The sequence below is a fragment of the Streptomyces callyspongiae genome (assembly GCF_047200695.1).
In the GTDB taxonomy this organism is placed as follows: domain Bacteria; phylum Actinomycetota; class Actinomycetes; order Streptomycetales; family Streptomycetaceae; genus Streptomyces.
Window position 1 is genome coordinate 144,026 of the sequence record NZ_JBJZOM010000005.1, and the last position, 24,016, is coordinate 168,041.

Genomic DNA, 24,016 nt, shown 5'->3' on the forward strand with positions numbered 1-24,016 from the left:
CGTGGACGGTCACCGCCCTTCGACGCTGCAACGCTGGCCCGAGGCCCTGATGGACACCTACGGCACCCCGCGGCTCGCCCTGGTGCGCGGCGAGGGGGCCAGGCTGTGGGACTCCGAGGGGCGCGAGTACCTCGACTTCGTCGGCGGCATCGCGGTCAACGCACTGGGCACCGGGCATCCGGCCGTGGTGCGTGCCGTGTCCGAGCAGGTCGCCGTACTGGGGCACGTGTCCAACCTCTTCGCCGCCGAACCCACCGTGGCGCTGGCGGAGAGGCTGCTGCGGATCGCGGGACGTCCGGGGCGGGTGTACTTCTCCAACTCCGGCGCGGAAGCCGTCGAAGCCGCCGTCAAGATCGGACGGCGCACCGGCCGCACCCACATGGTGGCGACCGAGGGAGGCTTCCACGGCCGCACCATGGGCGCACTCGCCCTCACCGGGCAACCGGCCAAGCAGGACCCCTTCCGGCCGCTTCCCGGAACGGTCACCCACGTGCCGTACGGCGACGTCGAGGCCCTGCGCGAGGCGGTGACCCGGGACACGGCGCTGTTCGTGGTCGAGCCCGTCCAGGGGGAGAACGGCGTCGTTCCGGCCCCGGAGGGGTACCTGGCCGCTGCCCGCAGCATCACCAGGAGCACCGGTACGCTGCTCGTGGTCGACGAGATCCAGACCGGCATCGGGCGGACCGGCCACTGGCTGGCGTGCCGGGCGCAGGGCGTGGAGCCGGACGTCGTCACGCTGGCGAAGGGGCTGGGCGGCGGGCTGCCCATCGGTGCGACGCTCGCCTTCGGCGCGGCGGCGGAGCTGCTCGCCGCGGGCCAGCACGGTTCCACCTTCGGAGGCAACCCGGTCTCCTGCGCGGCGGCCCTCGCCGTACTGGACACCCTCTCCCGGGACGGGACGCTCGAGAACGTCGCGCGTGTCGGGGCCCGGCTGCGGTCCTCGCTGGACGCCCTGGGCCATCCGTTGCTGGACCATGTCCGCGGTGCCGGGCTCCTGCTCGGTATGGTGCTGACCGAGCCTGTCGCCCAACGGGTGCAACAGGCGGCCCAGGAGGCGGGATTCCTGGTCAACGCGGTGGCTCCGGACGTCGTCCGGCTGGCACCGCCGTTGATCCTCGCGGACGGGGAGGCCGACGCGCTGGTACGGGCGCTTCCGGCGGTCCTCGACGCCGCCGCGGGAGTCCGATGACGCGGAACGAGGAACGGGGAAGATGACCGAGCAGCACAGCGGCCAGGCGGTCCCGCACACCCGCACCGCCCGGCACCGCCGCATCGTGGACATCCTGAACCGGCAGCCGGTGCGCTCCCAGAGCCAGCTCGCGAAGGTCCTGGCCGACGACGGGTTGTCCGTGACGCAGGCCACGCTCTCCCGCGATCTCGACGAACTCGGCGCCGTGAAGATCCGGAACACCGGGGGCGAACTCATCTACGCCGTGCCCGGCGAGGGCGGCGACCGGACTCCCCGCGCTCCGCTCGGGGAGTCCGCGAGCGAGGCGCGGATGGCCCGCCTCGCCGGTGAGCTCCTCATCTCCGCCGAGGCGTCGGCCAACCTGGTGGTGCTGCGCACGCCTCCGGGCGCGGCCCAGTTCCTCGCCTCGGCGATCGACCAGGCGGAGGTGCACGAGATCATCGGCACCATCGCCGGCGACGACACCCTGCTGCTCATCAGCCGGGACCCGGACGGCGGGCAGTCCCTGGCCGCGCACCTGCTCTCCCTCGCGGAGAAGGAACGCTGACTCAGCTCCGGGGGCCGGGTGTCGCGACGGTCAGGATCCCCAAGGTCGACTGCGTGGGCAGCATCCCCGCCCCGAGCACCGCCGCGCAGACCGGGCCGCACAGTTCCGTCAGGCGGGCGCAGCCGTCGCTGCCCAGCGCCCGGTAGGGCCCCGCCGCCAGTTCGTCGGTCATCCGTTCCACACGCTCGCGACCGCTGCGCCCCCGCTCCGTCGCCCGGCCCTCGTCGTCGAGCCACCCACGTGCCGCCAGCCGTTCCCGGGCCGCCGTCCACGCGTCGGGTGCCCAGCCGCGCGAGGAGAAGTTCTCGACGGGTGCCGCACCCACGGCGGCGAAGGAGACCAGCGCCTCGCAGCCGTCCAGGCCCGCGGCCTGCAGTGCGGCGATGTGGCCGTCCCCGCGGTGTTCCCGCAGCACCGTCGCGGCGTGCCAGAGGACGAGGTGCGGTTCGGTCGGCCAGTCCAGGTCGAGTTGTGCCGCCGCCAATGGACGTCCGGCCGTGTCGGCGGCCTCGGCGGCACTGCGGGCGAGTTCTGCTGCCCGGGCCAGTCCGGGGTCGTCGACCCGCCCGCCGAGCAGCCGGCGCAGTGTCGCGTCCACCGCACGCAACCGGGAGGCCAGGGCCTGTTCCGGCGGAGCGGTGTCCCAGACCGCGGGAACGTACCGGGCGATCCGGTCCGGGCTGAAGCTGTAGTACGCGGCAGCGGTGAGTCCCGGGCCGGCCGCGCCCAGGGGCGCCGTCCGCCATGCGAAGTAGCGGGGCCAGCGTTCGGCCGTCCCGTAGCCCACGGCCTCGGACTCGGCTTCGGCCTCGGTGGAGAAGTAGACGCAGGCGTGCACCGGTTCGAGGTGGTGCCAGACGGAGCGGGCGAGGGAGGGGAAATCTGTCATGGTCGCGACGCTATCGGCTCCGCTCGGTCTCGTGGGGGCGTGCGGGCGGAGCGCGGCCTACGCTGGCGCCATGGGTGCGGAGCCGCGTGACGTCCGGGTGGGACGGATCTACGACGTCGCCCGGGATGCCGGGGCCGCTCGCGTCCTGGTCGACCGGCTCTGGCCCCGGGGCATGTCGAAGGAGCGGGCCGACCTGGCCGCATGGGCGAAGGACGTGGCCCCCTCGCACGAGCTGCGCCGCTGGTACGGCCACGACCCGGAACGTCGTGAGGAGTTCGTGCGGCGCTACCACGAGGAGCTTCGGCAGCCGGAACGGGCACGGGCGCTGTCCCTGCTGCACGAGCGTGCCGCATCCGGGCCGCTCCTCCTGCTGACCGCCGTCCGCGACGTGGGCGCCGGTCACGCCGCGGTGCTCGCGGACATCCTGCGCGCCGCCCGCTGAACCTGCGCGCCCGGCCAAAATCGACCCTCGCCGCGCCGGTGAATTGACGCGCCATGCACCGAGGTGCATACTTATACCCAACAGCGCATGCTTTCTAAGGAGACACCCGTGACCGAGCGCGTCGTACTCGCATACTCCGGCGGCCTGGACACCTCCGTCTGCATCGGCTGGATCGCCGAGGAGACCGGGGCCGAGGTCGTCGCCGTGGCCGTGGACGTCGGCCAGGGCGGCGAGGACCTGGACGTCATCCGCAAGCGTGCGCTCGCCTGCGGGGCCGTCGAGGCCGAGGTGGCGGATGCCAAGGAGGAGTTCGCGGACGAGTACTGCCTCCCCGCGATCAAGGCCAATGCCCTCTACATGGACCGCTACCCGCTGGTCTCCGCGCTCTCCCGGCCGGTGATCGTCAAGCATCTGGTCGCGGCGGCCCGCAAGCACGGCGCCTCCACGGTCGCCCACGGCTGCACCGGCAAGGGCAACGACCAGGTCCGGTTCGAAGCCGGCATCGCCTCCCTCGCGCCGGACCTCACGTGCATCGCACCGGTGCGGGACTACGCGATGACCCGGGACAAGGCCATCGCCTTCTGCGAGGAGAAGGGCCTGCCCATCGCGACGACCAAGAAGTCGCCGTACTCCATCGACCAGAACGTCTTCGGCCGGGCCGTCGAGACCGGATTCCTGGAGGACATCTGGAACGGGCCGGTCGAGGACGTCTACGACTACACCGAGAACCCGGCCACCCCGCGGGACGCCGACGAGGTGGTCATCACCTTCGACAAGGGTGTCCCCGTCGCGCTCGACGGCAAGCCGGTCACCGTCCTCCAGGCGATCCAGCAGCTCAACGAACGGGCGGGTGCGCAGGGCGTCGGCCGCATCGACATGGTCGAGGACCGGCTGGTCGGCATCAAGTCCCGCGAGGTCTACGAGTCGCCCGGTGGCATCGCCCTGATCACCGCCCACCAGGAGCTGGAGAGCGTCACCGTCGAGCGTGAACTGGCCCGCTACAAGCGGCAGGTGGAGCAGCGCTGGACCGAGCTCGTCTACGACGGACTGTGGTTCTCGCCTCTCAAGCGCGCCCTGGACGGCTTCGTGGACGAGGCCAACGAGCATGTCAGCGGGGACATCCGGATGACGCTGCACGGCGGCCGCGCCGTCGTCACCGGACGGCGGTCCGAGAAGTCGCTGTACGACTTCAACCTCGCCACGTACGACACCGGAGACACCTTCGACCAGTCGATGTCCAAGGGCTTCATCGAGATCTTCGGCATGTCCAGCAAGATCGCCGCCACACGGGACCAGGCCTCGGCGTAGTCTCGTCCCGCCCACCGCGCCCCCGGGGCCCGCACCGTTCGGCGGTGGCGGCCCGGGGGCGCGCCCGCGCTCGTGGACCGGCCCCGGCGCGGGTGATGCCCCACCCACCCGATCGACCCACAGGAGCAGCGCGTGACCAGCGACAGCACCGAAGACGCCGACGTCCGCCTCTGGGGCGGCCGCTTCGCGGACGGACCGGCCGAGGCGCTGGAGAAGCTCTCGGCGTCCGTGCACTTCGACTGGCGCCTCGCGCCCTACGACATCGCCGGCTCCCGTGCCCACGCCCGGGTCCTGCACGGTGCGGGCCTGCTCACCGGGCAGGAGCTGGACGCGATGCTCGCGGGCCTGGACCGGCTGGAGCGCGACGTCGCCGACGGCACCTTCACCGGAACCGTCGCCGACGAGGACGTGCACACCGCTCTCGAACGCGGACTCCTGGAACGGCTCGGCCCCGACCTGGGCGGCAGGCTGCGGGCCGGAAGGTCCCGCAACGACCAGGTGGCCACGCTCTTCCGGATGTACCTGCGCGACCACGCCCGCATCATCGGCGGCCTCCTCGCCGATCTGGCCGAGGCGCTGGTGGGGCTCGCGGAGGCGCACCCGGACGTCGCCATGCCCGGTCGGACCCATCTGCAGCATGCCCAGCCCGTACTGTTCGCCCACCACGTCCTGGCCCACGCCCAGGCGCTCTCCCGCGACGCCGAGCGCCTCCGGCAGTGGGATGCCCGCACCGCGGTCTCCCCCTACGGTTCCGGCGCGCTGGCCGGCTCCTCGCTCGGACTGGACCCGGAGGCGGTGGCCGTCGAACTCGGCTTCGAGGGCGGTTCCTCGGCCAACTCCATCGATGGCACGGCGTCCCGCGACTTCGTGGCCGAGTTCGCCTTCGTCACGGCCATGATCGGGGTGGATCTCTCCAGGATGGCCGAGGAGGTGATCATCTGGAACACGAAGGAGTTCTCCTTCGTGACGCTCCACGACGCCTTCTCCACCGGCTCCTCGATCATGCCCCAGAAGAAGAACCCGGACATCGCCGAGCTGGCCCGGGGCAAGTCCGGCAGGCTCATCGGCAACCTCACGGGGCTGCTGGCGATGCTCAAGGCCCTCCCCCTCGCGTACAACCGCGACCTGCAGGAGGACAAGGAGCCGGTGTTCGACTCCTGCGACCAGCTGGAGCTGCTGCTCCCCGCCTTCACCGGAATGATGGGAACGCTCACCGTGAACCGGGAGCGCATGGCCGAGCTGGCCCCCGCCGGCTATTCGCTGGCCACCGACGTCGCCGAGTGGCTCGTCAGGCAGGGTGTGCCGTTCCGTGTCGCCCACGAGGTCGCCGGCGAGTGCGTCAAGGTCTGCGAGGAGCAGGGCATCGAACTCGACCAGCTCACCGACGAGCAGTTCGCCCGGATCTCGCCGCACCTGACCCCGCGGGTCCGGGACGTGCTCGACGTCCCGGGGGCGCTCGCGGCCCGGGACGGGCGCGGAGGTACCGCTCCCGCAGCCGTCGCCCGGCAGCTGGCCGAGGTGAAGTCCGACCTGGCCCGGCAGCGGGACTGGGCCGACGCGGCCCGATGAGCCTCGCTCCGGGGCCCGCGCCCGGCGCCGGAACGGCTGCCGAACGCCACGCGTAGCTTCGCCGAACCGGGGCACTCGCCGCCCGTCCCACAGACGACCGCGTGAGACGAGGAGAGGCCGATGACCGGAACCGTGCACCACCGGCCGGAGCAGGACCACCAGGCCTCGGTGGGAGAACTGGTCAGGCGGGCGTCCGAGCAGCTGTCCGACGTCGTCCGCAGCGAGATGCGGCTGGCACAGGCCGAGATGAAGGAGAAGGGCAGGCGCGCGGGTCTCGGGGGCGGCATGCTCGGCGGTGCCCTGCTCTGCGCCCTCCTCGCACTGCAGGTGCTGGCGGCGGCCGCCGTGGCCGGGGTCGCGACGGCGCTGCCCGTCTGGCTCGCGGCCCTCGTGATCGCGGCAGGCCTGCTGCTCGTCGCCGGACTTCTCGCACTGATCGGGAAGACACAGGTCTCCCGGGCCGTACCGGCCAAGCCCGAACAGACGATCGGCAGCGTCCGCGCCGATGTCCGGGCGATCAGGGAAGGAGCGCACCGATGACGCAGGTCTCCCGCAACGGCCGGTCCGCCGCCTCCACGCAGGAGCTGCGGGCCGAGGTGGAGCACGCCCGTGACGAGCTGGCGGACACCGTCTCCCAGCTCGCCGCGAAGGCCGATGTGACAGCGCGGTTCCGGAGCCGGGCCCGCGAGACACGGGCGAGGATGCAGCCCGGGCAGGGCCGTCACGCAGCGGCTCCGGGGGGCCCTGGGGGCCCGGGTGGATGGTCCCGGGGAGCGGCGGCCGCAACGGGCGCGGGCATCCTCGCACTCGCGGTCCTCGCGGTGGTACTCCGCCGCCGGCACGCCTGAGGGGGAGAAGATGCAGACGGAGCAGGCCCTCTACAAGCCCTTCGCTCTCCTTGCGGCCGTGTCCAGCGGCATGCTGGCCGGCGCCGTCTTCCAGCGGATCTGGAAGGCCGTCGCCGGCGAGGAGGACGCGCCGGACGCCACGGACGAGGAGCGCGCCTGGAGCGAGATCCTCCTGGCCTCCGCACTCCAGGGGGCGTTGCTGGGTGTCACCAGGGCCGTGCTGAACCGGGGCGGCGCCCAGGGTGTCCGCAGGCTGACCGGGAAATGGCCCGCGTGACGGCGCCCCGGCCGGACGGGCACGTCAGGCCGCGCGCGCCTTGGTCGCGTACATGTCCACGTACTCCTGTCCCGAGAGGCGCATGACCTCGCTCATGACCTCGTCCGTGACCGCCCGCAGCACGTACCTGTCGCGGTCCATGCCCTCGTAGCGCGAGAAGTCCAGCGGCTCCCCGAAGCGCACGCTGATGTGCCGCCCGCCGCCGAGCCGCGGCAGGCCGCTGCCTCCCGGCTGCACCTCGTCGGTACCGACCATCGCGAACGGAACCACGGGCGCCCCTGTCATCAGCGCGAGTCGGGCGATGCCCGTGCGCCCCCGGTACAGCCGACCGTCGGGGGAACGCGTGCCTTCGGGGTAGATGCCGAACACGTTGCCGCCCTCCAGGATGCGCCGGCCGGTCATCAGCGCAGCGACACCACCCCTGCCGCCGTCCCGGTCCACCGGGATCATGCCGACCCCGGTGAAGAACCACGCCATGAGGCGTCCTCTGACGCCCTTTCCCGTGACGTACTCGTCCTTGCCGATGAAGAACACCTGCCGGTCGGTCACCAGGGGCAGGATCATCGAGTCGATGAAGGTGAGATGGTTTCCCGCCAGGATCACCGGACCGCTTCCCGGGATCCGGTCCGCGTTCTCCACCTTCGGGCGGAACAGGAGGCGCAGCACACTGCCGAGCACTGCCTTGATCAACACAAAACGGGACAACGGGCCCTCCGGTCGACGACGTTGCGCGGTCGGCCGATGAGCCGCCCGCAGGTGAGGACGATACTGGGCAGAGCCCTCCTGGACCGAACCGGAGCGATACCCTCCGCAGTCGGCCGCGTGTCCGGCAGTTCGCCCTTACGCGCCGCTCACGGCAGCCCGCGCGGGTGAGGCGGGACCCGCCCGGAAACCCCACCGCCAGACCGGACGTCCCCGGACAGCATGGATGCCGAGGAGATCACCGGACCGCTCAACGCCCTGCTGGCCGCGGAATGCGCCGCTGAAGCCCACGGGACCGCCGCCGACCCCGAGGACCTGCACCAGGCGGTTCGACTGCGCTGGCTGGAGCGGGTGCGCGCCGAGGGGCGGCCGGCCGTCCCTGCCGCCTGGTTGCGCGCCGCGGTACGGGCCGAGGCACGGCGCGAACGCCGCCGGGCCCGACGAGAGGTGCCGCTCGGCCGCGGCCTGCCGACGGATCCCACGGCCCGGCAGGGCCGGCGGGTGCTGGCCGCCGACGGCCACGGCGACCCTGCTTCCGAGACGGAGGAGCCGTTGCTGGCGGCCGAACGGCGGCGGGCGGTCCGCGCCGCGGTCGAGCGCATGCCCGGACGGTGCCCGATGCTGCTCCGGGCGTTCCTGGACGGCGGCGACCGCACGTACCGCGAGATCGCCTACGGAATCGGCATCCCGCGCGGCGCTCTGGGGCCACTGCGGTCCCGGTGCCTCGCCTGCCTGCGCCGCAGCCTGGCCGGCGGGGTTGCCGGCGGACCCCCGCGGGGAAGGCTGCGGTAGGCCCACCGGCCGACGGGAATCTCATGGGGAGGCATGCGCACATGGGCACGAGCGTGACCATCGCTGCGGCGACCGACAGCGACGCCGAGCAGATCCTCAAACTGCAGTACCTGTGCTACCAGTCGGAGGCCGCGCAGTACGCGGACTGGCGGATCGATCCCCTCACGGAAACACTGGCCCAGTTCCGCGCCCACCTCACCTCCGGTCGCGTACTGGTCGCACGGCGGGAGGACGAGATCGTCGGCTCGGTGCGCGCCACGGTGCAGTCCGACGCCATGGCCTGCATCAGCCGCCTGTTCGTGCACCCCCGCATGCGCCGTCACGGGCTGGGAGGACGGCTGCTGATCCGCATCGAGGAATGCCTGGCGGCCGAAGGGGTTGCCACGCGCTACCGGCTGAACACCGACCGTCGCAGCGACGGCAACCTCCGCCTGTACCGCCGGTGCGGGTACGCCACGATCGGCACCCGGAGCGACGCCGGTCCCCGGCGGGTCACCCTCGTCACCATGGAGAAGACCGCCCCCGCGCGGCAGTAGCACCGCCGGCCCGGGGTGGAGTGCTCACCCCTCCGTCGGCGTCGCCCCGGGGCGGCGCAGCCAGGCCAGCCCCGTCACCGGCAGCACCAGGGGCAGGAACAGGTAGCCCATGCCGTACGACGACCAGACCGTGGACTCGGGGAAGGCCGCCGGATCCACCAGCGTCCACGTGCCGACGACCAGGACCCCGAGCAACTCCGCGGAACAGCACAGCAGCGCCGACCTCCGGGCCGTCTCCCCACCGCGCACGAGCGAAGCGGTGATGAAGACGTACACCGCTGCCGCAACCGCCGACAGCACATAGGCGAGCGGTGCCTGATCGAACTTCGTGGTCAGCTCGAAGACCGCCCGTGACGTCGCCCCCACCGCGAAGATCCCGTACAGCGTGACCAGCAGCTTCCCCGGCCCCGAGCCGATCCCGGGAAGCCTTCGCGGCGCGGCGTCCTCCTCCTGCTCAGGCACCGCCGCCTCCCCACACCTCGTGCAGCCGTGCCTGCAGTGCCGCCAGCACGACGGCGCCGGCGACCACGCTCAACGAGCCCCAACGGTTCCGCTCCGACAGCGAGATCACCCCCACGACCGGAAGGCAGCACACGGCGCTCACCAGATAGACCACGAACACCGCTGTGCCGCCCGCGGGTTCGCCGCCCCCGGCGAGACGCACCACGCCGACCACCAGTTGCACCAGGGCGAGCAGCGACACGACCGCCATGCCGAGGAAATGCCAGTCCTTGGCCGGCTGGTCGCGGTATGCCGCGAAACCGCACCAGGCGGCCAGGAGGAGAGCGGCCACGGCGATCGCGACCGTCAGCGGGGTGAGCATCCTCCGAGTCTAGGAGGCCGCCTCCCGTCGCCGCGCCCACCCCTGCCGGTACGGGCCCCGTGCGGCGGTCCCAGGGGAGTGGCGGAGCCCGCGCTGCGCAACGGCCGCAGCATGCTGCATGCTTGTGCACTGCTGCAATCCCTGGGAGACCGCCCAGACCCTCACGGCATCGGCACGGAGCGGCGCATGACACCCACCTTTCCGGACATCTCGATCAGCACGGAACGGCTGGTGCTGCGCTCTTTCGACGAGGGAGACGTCCCGGCGCTCACCGCGATGATGAATGACGAGCTTGTCGCCGCCCGGAATGCCGCTCCCGCCCCCTGCACCGAGGCGGACGCCAGGGAATGGGTCGTGCGGCGCGCACCCGCGGTCCGCGCCGACGGGGACGGCCTCGCCCTGGCGATGGCCGACGTCCTCACCGGACGCCTCGTCGGCGGTCTCCGGCTCCGGCGGACCGACTGGCGGCTGCGCACCGCCGAGGCGTACTGCGCGACCGCGCCCTGGGCACGGGGAGAGGGATACGCCTGCGAGTCGCTGCTCGGCCTGGTGCAGTGGCTCTTCCAGGACCAGAAGTTCGAGCGGCTCGAGCTGCGCACCGCGGCCGACAACACGGCCGCACAGCAGGTCGCCCAGAAACTCGGATGCGTGAGCGAGGGCGTCCTCCGCAGTGCCTGGATCACCCGTACCCGTGCCGCGGACGGCACCTGGCAGCAGGCGCGCACCGACCTCATCGTCTGGAGCCTGCTCCCGGAGGACCTCGACGGCCTTCCCGAGCGCATCGCGCAGGCCGGTGGCGCGGTGCCCCGCGCGGACTGGACCTGACGAGGCGGAGCCCCGGGTGCGACGACGGAGGTCGTGAGGGCCCTGAGGGCCGGCCCGGCCGGACGTGGCGGTAGTCTCGCTCTGCCCTTCCCGCCGCATCGCACAGGAGTGACCCGCCGATGGCCGACCGCGTCACCGTGATCGGATGGGACGGGTCCGCGCTGAGCGGCGCGGCCCGAGCGGCCCTGGACGCCGCGACCCTCGTCGCGGGGGCCGCGCACCATCTCGTTCTCCCCGAGGTGCCCACCACCGCGGAGCGCGTCCGGCTCGGCAGTGTCGAGCTCGCCGCCCGGCGGATCGCCCGGCACCGCGGCACCGCCGTGGTCCTCGCGGACGGCGATCCCGGCTACTTCGGCGTCGTGCGGACGCTGCGCGCGCCCGAGTTCGGCCTCGAGGTCGAGGTGCATCCTGCGGTGTCGTCGGTGGCCGCGGCGTTCGCGCGCGCCGGGATGCCCTGGGACGATGCGCAGGTCGTCACCGCCACCCGGCGGACCCTCCGCCGTGCGGTGAACGTCTGCCGGGCCCACGCCAAGGTCGCCGTGCTCACCTCGCCCGGAGCCGGCCCCGCCGAACTCGCGCTGCTTCTCCCCGACGTGCACCGCACTTTCGTCGTCTGCGAGGCCCTCGGCACCGATGCCGAACAGGTCGTCGTGGTCGCCTCGGAGAAGGCGGCGGACCATGTCTGGCGGGATCCCAACGTCGTGATCGTCGTCGGCGGGACGGCGACCGGCGACGGCGTTGCCGACCAGGGGGCGGTCCGGCTCGCCGGCAGCGATCCGGCCCGTGGACGCGGCCCGCGCGGCTGGGCCCTTCCGGCCTCCGCCTACCCGGAGCACGCGCTGCCGCCCACCGCCGGCGCCTCCGACCGGCTTCGTGCGGCCCAACTGGCCCGCCTGGGGCCCCGCACCGGGGACCTGGTGTGGGACATCGGATGCGGCAGCGGGGCACTCGCCGTCGAGGCGGCACGCCTCGGCGCCGCAGTGATCGCCGTGGACCGCGACGCCCGCGCCTGCACCCGCACCGCAACGGCGGCCCGACGCTTCGGTGTCCCGCTGCAGACCGTCACCGGGGCAGCGCCTCCGGTACTGGAGGACCTCCCCGAGCCGGACGTGGTGCGGGTCGGCGGCGGAGGCGTCCGGACCGTCGCCGCGATCGCCGACCGTCGGCCCGAACGGATCGTCACGCATGCGGCGAACCGGGACGAGGCGGAAGCGCTCGGACGGGCGCTCGCCGACGGTGGATACGTCGTCGAGTGCGCACTCCTGCAGTCGATCGAACTGGACACCGAGTCCTGGGAGGAATCCGAACGCACGGTCGTCTTCCTGCTCTCCGGAGCCCGGGACTGAGCACGCCTGGACGCCATGCTCCGGGCTCCGGGGGCGACTTGACGGGCCCCCGCTGCGAAGTGCTGCTTCTCACCCACCCGTGGCCGGTCGGGCGGCGTGCTCCAGGTAGGCTGATGGATCGTTGTGCCGCCCCGGACCGGGATGGATTCGTCCGCCGATGTCCGGAAGGTGCCGGCAGGGGCACGTGCCGCAACGAGCGGGCGCTCGTTCTCCCTTCTGGGGTGCGGCGGCGGTCCGCCGGGGTGGAAGGAGACTACGGATGGGCGAGGGGTACGCATGACCGACACCGGCCGGTTCCCGGGCGAGGAGCAGCCCGGGCACGCGGACGCGGAGGCGCAGCAGCCGCACGCGGCGCCAGCCGCTCACGGTGCCTATGCCGCCGCGGATCCGGAGGTCGATCAGTCCGCCGACGTCGGTGACGACGAGGACCTGCTGATGCCGGGCGCTCAGGGGGCCTGGGGCGAGGGACAGTCGGGCTCCTCCGGAATGCCGTCGCAGCAGTCCGCCCAGCCATGGCAGTCCGCGTCCTCCACCGGTGCTCCCCGGCGCCCGCTCCACCTCGGGCCGCCGGTTCCGGAACAGTCGGGAGCCGTGAGGACGTTGGCGGATCGGGGGCCGAGCTCACCGCCGACGGCCGGTCGGCCGCAGAACGTCGCGCACGTGGCCGTGCCGCCTCCGGCCCCGGAGGACGAACCGATGCCGGCGGTCGAGCTGGAGCCGCAGCCGGACGTCGCCCCGGTGCAGCCGGCGCCTCCGGAGATGCCGCCCGCTCCGCAGCCGGCCGAGTCCGGCCCTGCACCCGGCGATGAGGCGGTCCGTCCGATGGAGGATGCCCCGGAGGCCGGGTCTTTCGTGCACACCGCACCTCCCGAGTCGCCGGGGGCAGCCGCTCCGTACGCTGCCGCAGCCGAGGCCGCAATGCCTCTCCCCGGGGCCTTTGCCGGCGAGCAGGGACCGGCCGCCGAGGCCGTCCAGGAGCCCGTCGTGCCCGAACCCCCCGCAGCCCGGAACCCCGTGCCGGTGACCGGGGTCGAGGACCCGGCACCGGCCGACCGCGCCGATCCGGCGCCGGTGGTGGCCCCCTCCGAGGGGGCGGACGCCGCGACGGGCGAGGACGGTCCCGCTCCGCACGCGGAATCGGCATCCGCCCACGCGGAGCCGGACGGTGCCGCGCCGGACCCGCAGCCCGGGGCACCCGCCGTTGCGGAGGAAGCGCCGCAGGAGGCGGCCGGGGACCCCGCCGAGCCGGAAGGACCCGTGGCAGTGGAGCCCCTCCCGGAGGCGCTCCCGGCCGACGACGGAGAAGGAGCCCCCTCCCCGGCCGCGGACCCTGCGGCCCCGGAGATCGTGCAGGAAGCCGAGCAGGCGGGGCTGCCGGACGACAGCAGTGCGCCTGCCCCGGACCAGGCTGCCTCCCCTCCCGGGGCCGGACTTCCCGGCGACGTCGCCGGAGCGGCCCGGAGCCCGGGCGAGGCGCCGGATACGGAGCCGGCCGATGCCGTGCCGCCGCTCGAGGACGAGGACGTCTCCGTGGAGGCGCCCGCCGAGCACCGAGCACCGGACTCCGCCCCGGCGGACCTCCCCGAAGACGCCGTGCACGTCACCGCCACGGCCCCCGCCGAGGAGCAGGCGGTCGAGGAGCCGGTCGTCGAGGAGCAGGCTCCTGCCGCGTCCGGCGACGCGACGGCGGACGACTCCGAGGACGGACCGGCAGCCCCCGAGGACGCCGCGGAAACGTCCGACGGCCATGCCCCCGAAGAGGGAACGCTCCGGTCGCACCACGAGGAGGACCTCCCCTCGGAGCCCGACGACGGTGCGCCGCAGGACCCGGCGGGCCCCGGGGCCACCGGCCCCGCGCCGGGGTACGACGAGGCCGAACGGGAGGCCGTCCACCGGCTGATGCGGGAGAGGCGGGACGTGCGGAACGGATTCCGCCCCGACCCGATCCCCCACGACGTGCTGCTCCGGGTTCTGGAGGCCGCCCACACCGCACCCAGCGTCGGGCACAGCCAGCCGTGGGACTTCGTGGTCATCCGTTCGGAGCAGACCCGGCGATCCATGCACGAACTCGCGGTGGCACAGCGGGAGGCGTACGCCAAGTCGCTCCCCAAGGCACGCGCGAAGCAGTTCAAGGAACTGAAGATCGAGGCCATCCTCGACACCCCGGTCAACATCGTCGTCACCGCCGACCCCACTCGAGGGGGCCGCCACACCCTCGGACGGCACACGCAGCCCCAGATGGCGCCCTACTCCTCCGCACTCGCGGTGGAGAACCTGTGGCTCGCGGCACGGGCCGAGGGCCTCGGCGTCGGATGGGTCAGCTTCTTCGACGAGCGGGAGATGGTCCGCGTCCTCGAGCTGCCCGAGCACCTGGAAGTGGTCGCCTACCTGTGCATCGGCTACGTCGACGAGTTCCCCTCGGAACCCGAGCTGATGCAGGCGGGCTGGTCCAAGCGCCGACCGCTCTCCTGGGTGGTGCACGAGGAGTCCTACGGCCGCAGGGCACTCCCCGGTGCGGAACCGCACGATCTCCTCGCCGAGACGCTCGAGCGGATCCGTCCGCTCGACGCCAAGGCGCTCGGCGAGGCATGGGAACGACAGAAGCGCATGACGAAACCCGCCGGTGCGCTGGGCATGCTGGAGATCATCTCCGCCCAGCTGTGCGGGCTGTCGCGCCAGTGCCCCCCGCCTGTGCCCGAGCCCGCCGCGGTGGCCGTCTTCGCCGGTGACCACGGCGTCCACGCCCAAGGGGTGACACCGTGGGCGCAGGAGGTCACCGGGCAGATGGTGGGCAACTTCCTCAACGGAGGAGCCGTCTGCAACGCGTTCGCCGCCCAGGTGGGTGCCGAGGTCTGCGTCGTCGACGTGGGAGTGGCCGCCGAACTGCCCACGGCACCCGGGCTGCTGCCCCGCAAGGTGAGGGCCGGCACCGCTGACATGACGCAGGGCCCCGCTCTCAGCCAGGAGGAGGTGCTGCGGGCCGTCGAGGTCGGCATCGAAACCGCACGCGACCTGGTGGCCGCGGGGAACAAGGCCCTCGTCACCGGCGAGATGGGCATCGCCAACACCACGGCCTCCGCCGCCCTGATCGCCGCCTGCACCGGAGCCGACCCGGCCGAGGTCACGGGCAGGGGTACCGGAATCGACGACGACACCCATGCGCGGAAGGTCGAGGTCGTACGCCGTGCCCTGGAACTCCACCGGCCCGACCCCTCGGACCCGATCGGTATGCTCGCCGCCATCGGAGGGCTGGAGCACGCGGCGCTCACCGGACTCATCCTCGGCGGCGCCTCGCTGCGTACGCCGGTGCTCCTCGACGGGGTGAGTGCCGGGGCCGCGGCCCTCGTCGCGCGGCAGATCACCCCGGAGGCCCTCGCGGCGTGCATCGCCGGGCACCGCAGCGCGGAACCCGGTCACGTGGCAGCGCTCACCAAGCTCGGTCTCAGGCCGCTGATCGACCTCGACCTGCGGCTCGGCGAGGGCACCGGAGCCCTGCTGGCGCTCCCCCTGGTGCAGAGCGCGGCGCGGGCGATGCACGAGGTCGCCACGTTCGACTCCGCAGGTGTCACCGAGAAGAACTGACCCCGGCCCCGGTCCGGCTCCGTGCGTGACGGACCCGGACCGGGGGGACGTGGTCCCGGGCACAGCAACCGCCCCGCCCGCCCCATAAGCTGATCGGCAGCACGAAGCGGCGCTGTACGCCGCGACCGCGTCCGCCCGCCGCCCGTAGTCCTTCCGCCGCTCCGACGCCGCAGCGGCGCCGCGCCACTCGCAAGGAGCCGACCGCGATGCCCGAGACCCCCGCCTATCCCGTCGGCCTGCGCCTGGCCGGGCGCCGCGTCGTGGTGCTCGGCGGCGGTACCGTCAGCCAGCGGCGGCTCCCGGCCCTCGTGGCCTCGGGGGCGGACATCACCGTCGTCTCACCGTCGGCCACGCCCTCCGTCGAGGCCATGGCACATGCAGGGGAGATCGCCTGGGAGCCCCGGCGCTACCGGGAGGGCGATCTCGCCGATGCCTGGTACGCCCTCATCGCCACGGACGACGACACCGCCAACGCGGCTGCTTCCGCCGAGGCCGAGGCCAACCGGGTGTGGGCCGTCCGGAGCGACGACGCCGAAGCGGCGACGGCCTGGACTCCTGCGACGGGCCGAACCGCCGGTGTGACCGTGGCGGTCCTGACCGGACAGGACCCGCGCCGTTCCGCCGCACTGCGCGACGTGATCGTCGACGGACTTCGCGACGGATCCATCGGGGCGCCGCACCGTCGCGACAGGAGCGGGGGAGTCGCACTCGTCGGAGGGGGGCCCGGCGACCCCGACCTGATCACGGTGCGGGGCCGCCGCCTCCTCAGCGAGGCCGACGTCGTCGTCGCGGACCGGCTGGGGCCCCGTGATCTGCTCGACGAACTCCCGCCGCACGTGGAGGTCGTGGACGCCGCGAAGATCCCCTACGGGCGTGCCATGGCGCAGCGGACGATCAACGACACCCTCGTCGAGCACGCCCGAGCGGGCCGGTTCGTGGTGCGGCTGAAGGGCGGGGACCCCTTCGTCTTCGGCCGCGGCATGGAGGAGGTCCAGCAGCTGACGCGCCAGGGCGTCCCCGTCACCGTGGTGCCCGGGATCACCAGCGCAATCAGTGTGCCCGCCGCGGTCGGCATCCCCGTGACCCACCGCGGCGTCGCCCACGAGTTCACCGTCGCCAGCGGCCACCTCGCGCCCGACGACCCGCAGTCACTGGTCGACTGGCCGGCCCTGGCCCGGATGCAGGGCACACTGGTCGTGCTGATGGCGGTCGAGCGGATCGGGGCCATCGCCGACACCCTGGTGCAGCACGGGCGGGACCCGGGCACCCCGGTCGCCGTGATCCAGGAGGGCACGACCGCCACCGAGCTACGTGTGGACGCGACGCTCGCGGACGTCGCCGGGGCCGTCGCCGAGCACGGCATACGGCCGCCCGCCGTGATCGTCATCGGCCCCGTTGTCGGCCTCGGAACGGACGGCTGAGGCGCCATGCCGCTGCCGGTGCCCGTCGAGTCCGCGGACGACCCGCGGCTCCACGACTACACGGACCTCACCGACGTCGAACTGAGGCGCCGCCGCGAGCCGGCGGAGGGCCTGTTCATCGCCGAGGGCGCGAAGGTGATCCGCCGCGCGGTGCGGGCCGGGTACCGCATGCGGTCGATGCTGCTGACGCCCAAGTGGGCCGCCACGATGCAGGACGTCGTCGAGGAGACGGCAGCGCCCGCGTACGTCGTCCCGCCGGAGGTCGCCGAGCGGGTCACCGGGTACCACGTGCACCGCGGGGCGCTCGCCTCGATGGAGCGCAAGGCGCTGCCGGTGGCCGCCGACCTGCTGGCCACCGCCCGGCGGGTCGCGGTGATGGAGGCGGTCAACGACCACACCAACATCGGTGCGGTCTTCCGCAGCGCCGCCGCGCTCGGGATGGACGCGGTGCTGCTGTCGCCGTCCTGCGCCGACCCGCTCTACCGGCGTTCCGTCAAGGTCTCCATGGGCGCCGTCTTCGCCGTGCCCTACGCGCGCCTCGACGGCTGGCCGCAGGGCCTGCGAACGGTGCGGGAAGCGGGACTCGACGTACTCGCCCTCACTCCCGACGCATCGGCCGAGCCGCTCGGTGACGTCGCGTCGGTCCGCGAGGGGCGCCCGCTCGCGGTGATGCTGGGAGCGGAGGGCGACGGACTCTCTCTGCGCGCCCAACGGGCAGCCGACCGGCGGGTGCGCATCCCGATGGCGCACGGCGTCGACTCCCTGAACGTGGCGGCCGCGGCCGCGGTCGCGTTCTACGCCGTCTCCTGACCCGGTCGGGACGACGCCGGAAGCCGGACATCGGGGCCTGCGCCGGACCGCACGTCCTGCGGGGCAGGGGCGCCGATGCCGCCGAGGGAACTCTGGCAGCCCTGGGCCGCCGCGATCCCCAGCGCCACCAGCAGAGTCACCGTCACGAACACCACCAGTCGTTGCCGCAGCAGCCTGCGGTCCGCCCCGGTGCGGGGGGCCGGGCGGGACGCGGGGCGCCGGCCGGATGCCGTGCCCGACGTGCCGGTGCGCGCGCCGCGTGCCGTGGTGGAGCGCCGCGCGCGGGCGCGCCGCTTCGTGCTCCGCGGCGCCGGCCGCCGCTCACTGCGCTGTCGCTCGTCCGCGGACGCGGCCGGGGCGTCCGGCAGCGTGCCTCCGCCGTCCCGCGCGGTGTGCTGGCGGGCGTACTCCTCCGCCTGACGGCCGGTGGGGCGGCGCCCCGCGGGCACGCGGGTCTCCGTCGGCCCCGCCGCTTCCGGCATGCCGCGGGCCTCGCGTGCCGCGATCTCCTTCAGACGCATCGACAGTTGCAGCGTGCTGGGCCGCTCCTCGGGCGCCTTCACCAGGCAGGCCTCGACGAGCGGTGCGAGTGCGGCGTGCACGTTGTGCAACTGCGGCTCCTCGTGCACCACCCGGTACAGCATCACCTCGGAACTGCCCTGCCCGAACGGGGAGTCCCCGGTGGCGGCGTAGGCGAGCGTCGCTCCGAGCGAGAACACGTCGGTCGCGGGTGTGACGGATGCCCCGCGGACCTGTTCCGGAGCGAGGAACCCGGGCGAGCCGACGGCGGTGCCGACGTGGGTCAGGGTGCTGGCCCCGGTCGCCCACGCGATGCCGAAGTCGATGATCCTCGGCCCCTTCGGGGACAGCAGGATGTTCGACGGTTTGACGTCCCGGTGCACCACTCCGGCCTCGTGGACCGCCACCAGCCCTTCGGCGAGTGCCGCGCCGATCGACGCGACCTGCGAGGCCGGCAGCGGACCGCCCTCGGTCACCTTGTCGTGCAGCGAGGGCCCGGGAACGTACTGTGTGGCGAACCAGGGGCGCCCGGCCTCCAGATCCGCGGCCACCAGCCGCGCGGTGCAGCCGCCCCGGATCCGCCGTGCGGCGGACACCTCACGGGCGAAGCGGGACCGGAACTCCTTGTCCTCGGCGAGATCGGGCCTGATCACCTTCAGGGCGACGCGCTGCCCGCGCTTGTCCGAACCGAGGTAGACCACTCCCATTCCACCGGCGCCGAGACGCCGATGGAGACGGAAGGAGCCGACGACTCGCGGGTCCTCGCGCCGGAGCCGCATCATCGCCATGTCGTTCCCCTACCTCCGGCGGGACGCCCCGTCCGCTCCGTGCGTTGCTGACGGGGACAGCTTACGGACTGACGGTGCCGCCCCACGAGAGCGGCGCACGCGCCGTCAGGTCGCGGCCGGGTGTGCAGGGTGACGTCCCGTGGGCACGGCAGAAGTCCGGGAACGCAGGGGACACGAGGTCAACAGGGCGCGATACAGGCTGGCTTGAGCGTCCGAGTACGGCCGCCCGACCGTCTCGCCCCGTCGGCGGGAGCAGCGCGGCGGGCGACCGTCTCCCGGCCGTCCGGGACCTCCCGCCGTGAGAGACATCACCACCTCACGACTCGCTCCCCGCCGGGTACGCGCAGTTCCGGGACGCACCGGACTCCTCCACCCTCCGGAGTACACGGGCCCTCGGTGTCATCCTCCGGGATGCCTCACGGTCGGTACGCAGGCAGGAGGCCCGCACCGCCCGGATGCGCCTAGCGTGGGGCCGAGCGGCGGGCGCAGCACTCGTCCCCCGGGATCCGACGTCCGCCGCCCCGATACGGACGGGGGAGAGGGCCCATGGCCTCCACGGGAGAGCGGATCGCGCTCCGGGGCCGGTGGTCGACTGCCACGGCAGGGGCCGTCGGCAGACGCACCGGCGGACACCGCCACCCGCTGGTGGCGGTCGCCATGGCCGTTCCTGCGGCCGCACTGCTCGCCGTGCTGTTCGGCGGGGTCGAAGCAGTGCTCACCCAAGCGTCGTCCGTGGCCGGAATGCTGGGGCGTTGAGCCCCAGCGGGCCCGGGAAAGCGGCCCGGGCCGGGGACATCCGGCATCCGGCCCTGTGGGGACGGGGCACGGCGGACGACTCACGAGCCCGGGCAGCTGGGGAGCTGCCCGGGCTCCGCGCTGCCGCCGCCCGCCGTGAGCGCGTAGCATCCCGGCGCATGCAGCCAGACCCTGTCCGTCCCGCAGGCCCGGGCCGTGTGCCGCCGGAAAGTCTGGCCGCTCTCGCCGAGGGAGGCACGGCCGCCGCGGGGGAGCCGATCCTGCTCGCGGACCGTTCCGACGGCACGGTGGTGAGAGTCGGGGACACGGTGGCGAAGGCCCATGCCGCCGGAACGGACCCGGCTGCGCTGACCACCCGGCTCCGGGTCGCCGCCGACCCGGCCCTGGAGGGGGTGCTGCTGGCGCCCGTAGCGCCCGTCGAAGCCGTTCAAGTGGACGGCCGCTCCGCGACCGTCTGGCCCTACGGCCCGCCGGTCGATCCCGACTCTCCCGCCCGCGCGCCCTGGACCGAGGCGGGCGCACTGCTCGGCCGACTCCATTCGGTGGGGCTCGCTCCGCTCCGGGCACGGGTCGGCCCGCTGCCCCGCATGCGTGGCCCCCTCCGGGCCGCAGCGGCCGTGGCGCGTCTGCGTGCCGCCGACCCTCCGCCACCGGCTGCCGCGCGGACCACCGTCGAGCTGGCCTGGGCCCGACTGCCGCGTTGGTGCCGGGGAGAGGAGGAGCCGCCCGCCGACCGAGGCCGCGCACTGTGCCACGGGGACTTCCATCTGGGGCAGCTCGTGCGCCATCCGGGGCCGTCGGGGGAGTGGCACCTCATCGACATCGACGATCTCGGCGTCGGCGACCCCGCATGGGATCTGGCGCGCCCCGCTGCCTGGACCGCGGCCGGTCTGCTGCCTCCTGCCGCGTGGGAGGCGCTGCTCGCGGGATACCGGCGGCACCGTGAGACCGGTGCCGACCCGTGGCCCTGGCTGGATACCCCCGCGCGGGCCCTGACCGTGCAGTCGGCCGCGCTCGCTCTCGAGCGGGCGGCGCGGGAACGCCGTCCGCTCGACGAGGACGAGTCCGCACTAGTGGACTCCTGTAGCAGAATCGTCGAACTTTCCCGCTCTGTGCGGACGTAGGCTGGTGAACCGGTCAAGTCGACGGGTGAGGAGATGAGTCGGACGATGCAGTGTCCCAAGTGCCGCGCACCGATGCATTCGTACAACCGCAACGGGGTGCAGATCGAGCAGTGCAGCGGATGCCGGGGGATCTTCCTCGACTACGGCGAACTCGAAGCCCTGAGCGCGTTCGAGTCCCAGTGGGCGCACCAGGCGCCTCCGCCTCCGCCTCCCACCGGTCACGCGCCGCAGCCCTATCCCTCCGGCCCCGCCTGGGGAGCCCCGCACCGCACACACCACGGGCACGGGCACCGCGGCTTCGGCAGGATGCTGTTCTCCTCCTGAGGATCCCGACGAAGCGGCGTGCGGGCCGGCCTGCGGCATCCGCACGCAAGAAGCCCCCGGCCGCGGCGGCCGGGGGCTCCTCGAGGAGTGGACGATACTGGGATTGAACCAGTGACCTCTTCCGTGTCAGGGAAGCGCTCTCCCGCTGAGCTAATCGTCCGGGACATGCGTGCGCGATACTGGGATTGAACCAGTGACCTCTTCCGTGTCAGGGAAGCGCTCTCCCGCTGAGCTAATCGCGCGGGACCACTCGCGGTCCGCCGCCGAGGGGCGACGGCGGACCGCTGGTGCAGTGGACGATACTGGGATTGAACCAGTGACCTCTTCCGTGTCAGGGAAGCGCTCTCCCGCTGAGCTAATCGTCCGAGGTGGAGACGGGATTTGAACCCGTGTAGACGGCTTTGCAGGCCGTTGCCTCGCCTCTCGGCCACTCCACCATGGCAGGGGCCGCAGGGCCCCCATCCGAGCGGACGACGAGATTCGAACTCGCGACCCTCACCTTGGCAAGGTGATGCTCTACCAGCTGAGCTACGTCCGCCTGAGTCTTCCCGGGGCGAACCCGGGGAGAACCCGTCCCCGGGGTGTGTGGTGCGACCCGGCGACGCCATGAACTCTATCGGATTCCGGGCGCAGCTCAAATTCCGTTCGCACAGCGTTGTCGCCGACGTGCGCCTCCTACACTCGTACGCGTGCGCGATCCGTCCCCTCTCGCCCGCTTCGGCGGGCTCCTCGCCACCGATCTGCGCGAGGTGACCAGTGACCCGGCCGCCCTCGACTCCCGGGGGTGGTGGGCCGTCGTCGCCGATTTCGAGGGTGGCCTGACCTGTGCCCGGTTCGGTGATGTGCGCCCCGACCCCGTACCCCGGCCCACCGGACGCTGGCGCGGTCCCGGACCGGAGGTCTGGCTCAGTTCGCTGGACCGTGCCGCCTACACCGCGGGTGTGCGACGGATCCGGCAGCACATAGCAGCCGGCGACGTCTACCAGGCGAACCTGTGCCGGGTCCTCAGCGCCCGCCTGCCCGATCCGCGCGCGGAACACTCCGACATCGACGCACTCGGGGCCCTGCTGGCGGACGGGAACCCGGCGCCGTACGCGGGTACGGTCCGACTCCCCGCGCACGGCGTCGAGGTGGCCACCGCCTCGCCCGAGCTGTATCTGCGCCGCGAGGGCCGCACGGTCACCTCCGGCCCCATCAAGGGCACCGGCCGCACTGCCGCCGACCTGTTGGAGAAGGACCACGCCGAGAACGTCATGATCGTCGATCTGGTCCGCAACGACCTCGGCCGGGTGTGCGATCCGGGAACGGTCACGGTGCCCGACCTGTGCGCCGTCGAGGCACACCCGGGGCTCGTCCACCTGGTCTCGACGGTGCGCGGCCGGGTGGGAGGCCACCGGGAATCCCCGGTCTGGGCCCGTCTCCTCGAGGGCACCTTCCCGCCCGGGTCGGTCACCGGAGCCCCCAAGAGCAGCGCCATGCGGATCATCCGCGCCCTGGAGACCGCCCCGCGCGGCCCCTACTGCGGCGGTGTCGGCTGGGTCGACGCCGACCGCGGCACCGGAGAGCTGGCCGTGGGCATCCGGACCTTCTGGATCGACCGCGGGGCCGCCGGCGGGCCCGTGCTGCGCTTCGGTACCGGTGCGGGCATCACCTGGGGCTCCGACCCGGAGCGGGAATGGGCCGAGACCGAGCTCAAAGCCGCCCGGTTGCTCGCGGTAGCGTCGGACACAGACCCGGGCCCGGCCGTGCCGGGCACGCACCACGAGAGGACCGCGACGTGAGGATCTGGCTGGACGGAGCCCTGCGGGACGTCGAGGACGCACACGTCTCCGTGTTCGACCACGGACTGACCGTCGGCGACGGTGTCTTCGAGACGGTCAAGGCCACCCGGGGCGTTCCCTTCGCCCTCACCCGGCATCTCGACCGCCTCGCCGTGTCCGCCCGGGGCATGGGACTTCCGGAGCCCGACCCCGAGGAGGTCCGCCGTGCCTGCGCCGCGGTGCTGGAAGCCCATCCCGCGCCGCTGGGACGGCTGCGGATCACCTACACCGGCGGGCGCTCGCCGCTCGGCTCCGACCGCGGGGACGCGGGTCCCACCCTGGTCGTCGCGCTCGGGGAGACCGGTCGGCGGCCGGACAGCACAGCCGTCGTCACCGTGCCGTGGACGCGTAACGAGCACGGTGCGCTGGCAGGCCTGAAGACCACCTCCTACGGGGAGAACGTCGTCGCCCTCGCACGGGCCCGGCAGGAAGGTGCTTCCGAGGCTCTCTTCGCCAACACCGCCGGCCGGCTCTGCGAGGGCACCGGCTCCAACGTCTTCGTCGTCCTGGACGGCGAACTGCACACGCCGCCCCTGGCCTCCGGCTGCCTGGCCGGCATCACCCGTGCCCTGGTCGCCGAATGGGCGGGCGCGCGGGAGACCGACCTGCCCCTCGACGTCCTCCACTGGGCGGACGAGGTCTTCCTGACCTCCTCCCTCCGTGACGTCCAGGCGGTCCACCGCATCGGCGACCGACTCCTCGATGGCGCTCCCGGTCCCGTCACCGCCAAGGCCATGCGGCTCTTCGACGAGCGGTCCGCCGCCCACCCGGATCCGTGA

The 24,016-nt window shown here is 73.3% G+C and carries 25 protein-coding genes and 5 tRNA genes; 20 read left to right on the plus strand and 10 right to left on the minus strand.

Features of this window, described 5'->3' with window-relative positions:
- Position 1: 1 nt before the first annotated feature.
- Both ACL06G_RS06270 and ACL06G_RS06275 read left to right on the plus strand, forming a co-directional pair.
- Positions 2-1,189: an acetylornithine transaminase gene (locus ACL06G_RS06270; protein ID WP_412784237.1), complete on the plus strand. Its 1,188-nt coding sequence runs from the start codon at positions 2-4 to the stop codon at positions 1,187-1,189.
- A gap of 22 nt (positions 1,190-1,211) precedes the next feature.
- On the plus strand, positions 1,212-1,736 hold the full coding sequence (locus ACL06G_RS06275; RefSeq protein WP_412784238.1) for an arginine repressor: 525 nt from the start codon (positions 1,212-1,214) through the stop codon (positions 1,734-1,736).
- A gap of 1 nt (position 1,737) precedes the next feature.
- On the opposite strand, the gene ACL06G_RS06280 is transcribed toward ACL06G_RS06275, so the two are convergent.
- A complete protein-coding gene (locus ACL06G_RS06280; RefSeq protein WP_412784239.1) occupies positions 1,738-2,625 on the minus strand; it encodes an SCO6745 family protein in 888 nt (295 codons plus the stop codon).
- 70 nt (positions 2,626-2,695) lie between these two features.
- On the opposite strand from ACL06G_RS06280, the gene ACL06G_RS06285 reads away from it, so the two are divergent.
- The 6 genes from ACL06G_RS06285 to ACL06G_RS06310 all read left to right on the plus strand — a co-directional run bounded on the left by ACL06G_RS06285 (position 2,696) and on the right by ACL06G_RS06310 (position 7,069).
- Positions 2,696-3,067, plus strand: coding sequence for a DUF488 domain-containing protein (locus tag ACL06G_RS06285; RefSeq protein ID WP_412784240.1), 372 nt, complete (start codon positions 2,696-2,698; stop codon positions 3,065-3,067).
- Between the two features lie 108 nt (positions 3,068-3,175).
- Positions 3,176-4,375: an argininosuccinate synthase gene (locus ACL06G_RS06290; protein ID WP_412784241.1), complete on the plus strand. Its 1,200-nt coding sequence runs from the start codon at positions 3,176-3,178 to the stop codon at positions 4,373-4,375.
- A gap of 132 nt (positions 4,376-4,507) precedes the next feature.
- Positions 4,508-5,944, plus strand: coding sequence for an argininosuccinate lyase (argH, locus tag ACL06G_RS06295; RefSeq protein WP_412784242.1), 1,437 nt, complete (start codon positions 4,508-4,510; stop codon positions 5,942-5,944).
- A gap of 120 nt (positions 5,945-6,064) precedes the next feature.
- A complete protein-coding gene (locus tag ACL06G_RS06300) occupies positions 6,065-6,484 on the plus strand; it encodes a phage holin family protein (RefSeq protein ID WP_412784243.1) in 420 nt (139 codons plus the stop codon).
- Positions 6,481-6,792: a DUF3618 domain-containing protein gene (locus ACL06G_RS06305; protein ID WP_412784244.1), complete on the plus strand. Its 312-nt coding sequence runs from the start codon at positions 6,481-6,483 to the stop codon at positions 6,790-6,792. The genes ACL06G_RS06300 and ACL06G_RS06305 overlap by 4 nt, the downstream gene beginning before the upstream one ends.
- Positions 6,793-6,802: 10 nt before the next feature.
- A complete protein-coding gene (locus ACL06G_RS06310; RefSeq protein WP_412835548.1) occupies positions 6,803-7,069 on the plus strand; it encodes a DUF4235 domain-containing protein in 267 nt (88 codons plus the stop codon).
- Positions 7,070-7,093: 24 nt separating this feature from the next.
- Here ACL06G_RS06310 and ACL06G_RS06315 read toward each other — a convergent pair whose 3' ends face one another.
- Positions 7,094-7,774, minus strand: a complete 681-nt coding sequence (locus tag ACL06G_RS06315) for a lysophospholipid acyltransferase family protein (RefSeq protein WP_412784246.1) — start codon at positions 7,772-7,774, stop codon at positions 7,094-7,096.
- A gap of 219 nt (positions 7,775-7,993) precedes the next feature.
- On the opposite strand from ACL06G_RS06315, the gene ACL06G_RS06320 reads away from it, so the two are divergent.
- Both ACL06G_RS06320 and ACL06G_RS06325 read left to right on the plus strand, forming a co-directional pair.
- Positions 7,994-8,563 carry a sigma-70 family RNA polymerase sigma factor gene (locus ACL06G_RS06320; RefSeq protein ID WP_412784247.1) on the plus strand — a complete coding sequence of 190 codons (570 nt, stop codon included), beginning with the start codon at positions 7,994-7,996 and terminating at the stop codon, positions 8,561-8,563.
- A gap of 41 nt (positions 8,564-8,604) precedes the next feature.
- On the plus strand, positions 8,605-9,099 hold the full coding sequence (locus ACL06G_RS06325; protein WP_412784248.1) for a GNAT family N-acetyltransferase: 495 nt from the start codon (positions 8,605-8,607) through the stop codon (positions 9,097-9,099).
- A 24-nt stretch (positions 9,100-9,123) separates the two neighbouring features.
- Here the strand turns inward: ACL06G_RS06325 and ACL06G_RS06330 are convergent, their stop codons facing one another.
- The gene (locus ACL06G_RS06330) at positions 9,124-9,561 is read right to left on the minus strand and encodes a hypothetical protein (protein WP_412784249.1); all 438 of its coding nucleotides are present in this window, start codon (positions 9,559-9,561) and stop codon (positions 9,124-9,126) included.
- Positions 9,554-9,922 (minus strand): hypothetical protein, encoded by a 369-nt coding sequence (locus ACL06G_RS06335; RefSeq protein ID WP_412835549.1) that lies wholly within the window; start codon positions 9,920-9,922, stop codon positions 9,554-9,556. Before ACL06G_RS06335 ends, ACL06G_RS06330 begins: the two co-directional genes overlap by 8 nt.
- Positions 9,923-10,108: 186 nt before the next feature.
- Between ACL06G_RS06335 and ACL06G_RS06340 the strand changes: the two genes are divergently transcribed.
- The 5 genes from ACL06G_RS06340 (at position 10,109) to ACL06G_RS06360 (ending at position 17,906) form a co-directional block, all read left to right on the plus strand.
- Complete coding sequence (locus tag ACL06G_RS06340; RefSeq protein WP_412835550.1) at positions 10,109-10,747, plus strand: GNAT family N-acetyltransferase; 639 nt, start codon at positions 10,109-10,111, stop codon at positions 10,745-10,747.
- Between the two features lie 119 nt (positions 10,748-10,866).
- Positions 10,867-12,093 carry a precorrin-6y C5,15-methyltransferase (decarboxylating) subunit CbiE gene (cbiE, locus tag ACL06G_RS06345; protein ID WP_412835551.1) on the plus strand — a complete coding sequence of 409 codons (1,227 nt, stop codon included), beginning with the start codon at positions 10,867-10,869 and terminating at the stop codon, positions 12,091-12,093.
- A 276-nt stretch (positions 12,094-12,369) separates the two neighbouring features.
- Positions 12,370-15,675 (plus strand): nicotinate-nucleotide--dimethylbenzimidazole phosphoribosyltransferase, encoded by a 3,306-nt coding sequence (gene cobT / locus ACL06G_RS06350; RefSeq protein WP_412784253.1) that lies wholly within the window; start codon positions 12,370-12,372, stop codon positions 15,673-15,675.
- Between the two features lie 206 nt (positions 15,676-15,881).
- The gene (gene cobA / locus ACL06G_RS06355) at positions 15,882-17,096 is read left to right on the plus strand and encodes a uroporphyrinogen-III C-methyltransferase (protein ID WP_412835552.1); all 1,215 of its coding nucleotides are present in this window, start codon (positions 15,882-15,884) and stop codon (positions 17,094-17,096) included.
- A 6-nt stretch (positions 17,097-17,102) separates the two neighbouring features.
- Positions 17,103-17,906, plus strand: a complete 804-nt coding sequence (locus ACL06G_RS06360) for a TrmH family RNA methyltransferase (protein WP_412784255.1) — start codon at positions 17,103-17,105, stop codon at positions 17,904-17,906.
- On the opposite strand, the gene ACL06G_RS06365 is transcribed toward ACL06G_RS06360, so the two are convergent.
- On the minus strand, positions 17,891-19,213 hold the full coding sequence (locus tag ACL06G_RS06365; protein WP_412784256.1) for a serine/threonine-protein kinase: 1,323 nt from the start codon (positions 19,211-19,213) through the stop codon (positions 17,891-17,893). The genes ACL06G_RS06360 and ACL06G_RS06365 overlap by 16 nt on opposite strands.
- Positions 19,214-19,759: 546 nt before the next feature.
- Here ACL06G_RS06365 and ACL06G_RS06370 point away from each other — a divergent pair.
- The 3 genes from ACL06G_RS06370 (at position 19,760) to ACL06G_RS06380 (ending at position 21,417) form a co-directional block, all read left to right on the plus strand.
- Positions 19,760-19,969 carry a hypothetical protein gene (locus ACL06G_RS06370; protein WP_412784257.1) on the plus strand — a complete coding sequence of 70 codons (210 nt, stop codon included), beginning with the start codon at positions 19,760-19,762 and terminating at the stop codon, positions 19,967-19,969.
- 158 nt (positions 19,970-20,127) lie between these two features.
- Positions 20,128-21,093, plus strand: coding sequence for a phosphotransferase (locus tag ACL06G_RS06375; protein ID WP_412784258.1), 966 nt, complete (start codon positions 20,128-20,130; stop codon positions 21,091-21,093).
- Between the two features lie 45 nt (positions 21,094-21,138).
- Positions 21,139-21,417, plus strand: a complete 279-nt coding sequence (locus ACL06G_RS06380) for a TFIIB-type zinc ribbon-containing protein (protein ID WP_412784259.1) — start codon at positions 21,139-21,141, stop codon at positions 21,415-21,417.
- Positions 21,418-21,505: 88 nt separating this feature from the next.
- On the opposite strand, the gene ACL06G_RS06385 is transcribed toward ACL06G_RS06380, so the two are convergent.
- The 5 genes from ACL06G_RS06385 to ACL06G_RS06405 all read right to left on the minus strand — a co-directional run bounded on the left by ACL06G_RS06385 (position 21,506) and on the right by ACL06G_RS06405 (position 21,955).
- Positions 21,506-21,577, minus strand: a tRNA-Val gene (locus ACL06G_RS06385).
- Between the two features lie 10 nt (positions 21,578-21,587).
- Positions 21,588-21,659 (minus strand) — tRNA-Val (locus ACL06G_RS06390).
- Positions 21,660-21,710: 51 nt separating this feature from the next.
- A tRNA-Val gene (locus tag ACL06G_RS06395) sits at positions 21,711-21,782 on the minus strand.
- 1 nt (position 21,783) lies between these two features.
- A tRNA-Cys gene (locus tag ACL06G_RS06400) sits at positions 21,784-21,854 on the minus strand.
- 28 nt (positions 21,855-21,882) lie between these two features.
- A tRNA-Gly gene (locus ACL06G_RS06405) sits at positions 21,883-21,955 on the minus strand.
- 151 nt (positions 21,956-22,106) lie between these two features.
- Here ACL06G_RS06405 and ACL06G_RS06410 point away from each other — a divergent pair.
- Positions 22,107-23,198 (plus strand): chorismate-binding protein, encoded by a 1,092-nt coding sequence (locus ACL06G_RS06410; RefSeq protein WP_412784260.1) that lies wholly within the window; start codon positions 22,107-22,109, stop codon positions 23,196-23,198.
- Positions 23,195-24,016, plus strand: a complete 822-nt coding sequence (locus ACL06G_RS06415; protein ID WP_412835553.1) for an aminotransferase class IV — start codon at positions 23,195-23,197, stop codon at positions 24,014-24,016. The genes ACL06G_RS06410 and ACL06G_RS06415 overlap by 4 nt, the downstream gene beginning before the upstream one ends.

Excerpts from the sequence above, each read along its gene's own strand:
- ACL06G_RS06280 (WP_412784239.1), bottom strand. The coding sequence starts at position 2,625 with ATGACAGATTTCCCCTCCCTCGCCCGCTCCGTCTGGCACCACCTCGAA.
- ACL06G_RS06335 (WP_412835549.1), bottom strand. The coding sequence starts at position 9,922 with ATGCTCACCCCGCTGACGGTCGCGATCGCCGTGGCCGCTCTCCTCCTG.
- cobT (WP_412784253.1), top strand. The coding sequence starts at position 12,370 with ATGACCGACACCGGCCGGTTCCCGGGCGAGGAGCAGCCCGGGCACGCG.
- cobA (WP_412835552.1), top strand. The coding sequence starts at position 15,882 with ATGCCCGAGACCCCCGCCTATCCCGTCGGCCTGCGCCTGGCCGGGCGC.
- ACL06G_RS06360 (WP_412784255.1), top strand. The coding sequence starts at position 17,103 with ATGCCGCTGCCGGTGCCCGTCGAGTCCGCGGACGACCCGCGGCTCCAC.
- cbiE (WP_412835551.1), top strand. The coding sequence starts at position 10,867 with ATGGCCGACCGCGTCACCGTGATCGGATGGGACGGGTCCGCGCTGAGC.
- ACL06G_RS06380 (WP_412784259.1), top strand. The coding sequence starts at position 21,139 with ATGCAGTGTCCCAAGTGCCGCGCACCGATGCATTCGTACAACCGCAAC.
- ACL06G_RS06325 (WP_412784248.1), top strand. The coding sequence starts at position 8,605 with ATGGGCACGAGCGTGACCATCGCTGCGGCGACCGACAGCGACGCCGAG.
- ACL06G_RS06340 (WP_412835550.1), top strand. The coding sequence starts at position 10,109 with ATGACACCCACCTTTCCGGACATCTCGATCAGCACGGAACGGCTGGTG.
- ACL06G_RS06365 (WP_412784256.1), bottom strand. The coding sequence starts at position 19,213 with ATGGCGATGATGCGGCTCCGGCGCGAGGACCCGCGAGTCGTCGGCTCC.
- ACL06G_RS06320 (WP_412784247.1), top strand. The coding sequence starts at position 7,994 with ATGGATGCCGAGGAGATCACCGGACCGCTCAACGCCCTGCTGGCCGCG.
- ACL06G_RS06305 (WP_412784244.1), top strand. The coding sequence starts at position 6,481 with ATGACGCAGGTCTCCCGCAACGGCCGGTCCGCCGCCTCCACGCAGGAG.
- ACL06G_RS06375 (WP_412784258.1), top strand. The coding sequence starts at position 20,128 with ATGCAGCCAGACCCTGTCCGTCCCGCAGGCCCGGGCCGTGTGCCGCCG.
- ACL06G_RS06300 (WP_412784243.1), top strand. The coding sequence starts at position 6,065 with ATGACCGGAACCGTGCACCACCGGCCGGAGCAGGACCACCAGGCCTCG.
- ACL06G_RS06370 (WP_412784257.1), top strand. The coding sequence starts at position 19,760 with ATGGCCTCCACGGGAGAGCGGATCGCGCTCCGGGGCCGGTGGTCGACT.
- ACL06G_RS06310 (WP_412835548.1), top strand. The coding sequence starts at position 6,803 with ATGCAGACGGAGCAGGCCCTCTACAAGCCCTTCGCTCTCCTTGCGGCC.
- ACL06G_RS06275 (WP_412784238.1), top strand. The coding sequence starts at position 1,212 with ATGACCGAGCAGCACAGCGGCCAGGCGGTCCCGCACACCCGCACCGCC.
- ACL06G_RS06285 (WP_412784240.1), top strand. The coding sequence starts at position 2,696 with ATGGGTGCGGAGCCGCGTGACGTCCGGGTGGGACGGATCTACGACGTC.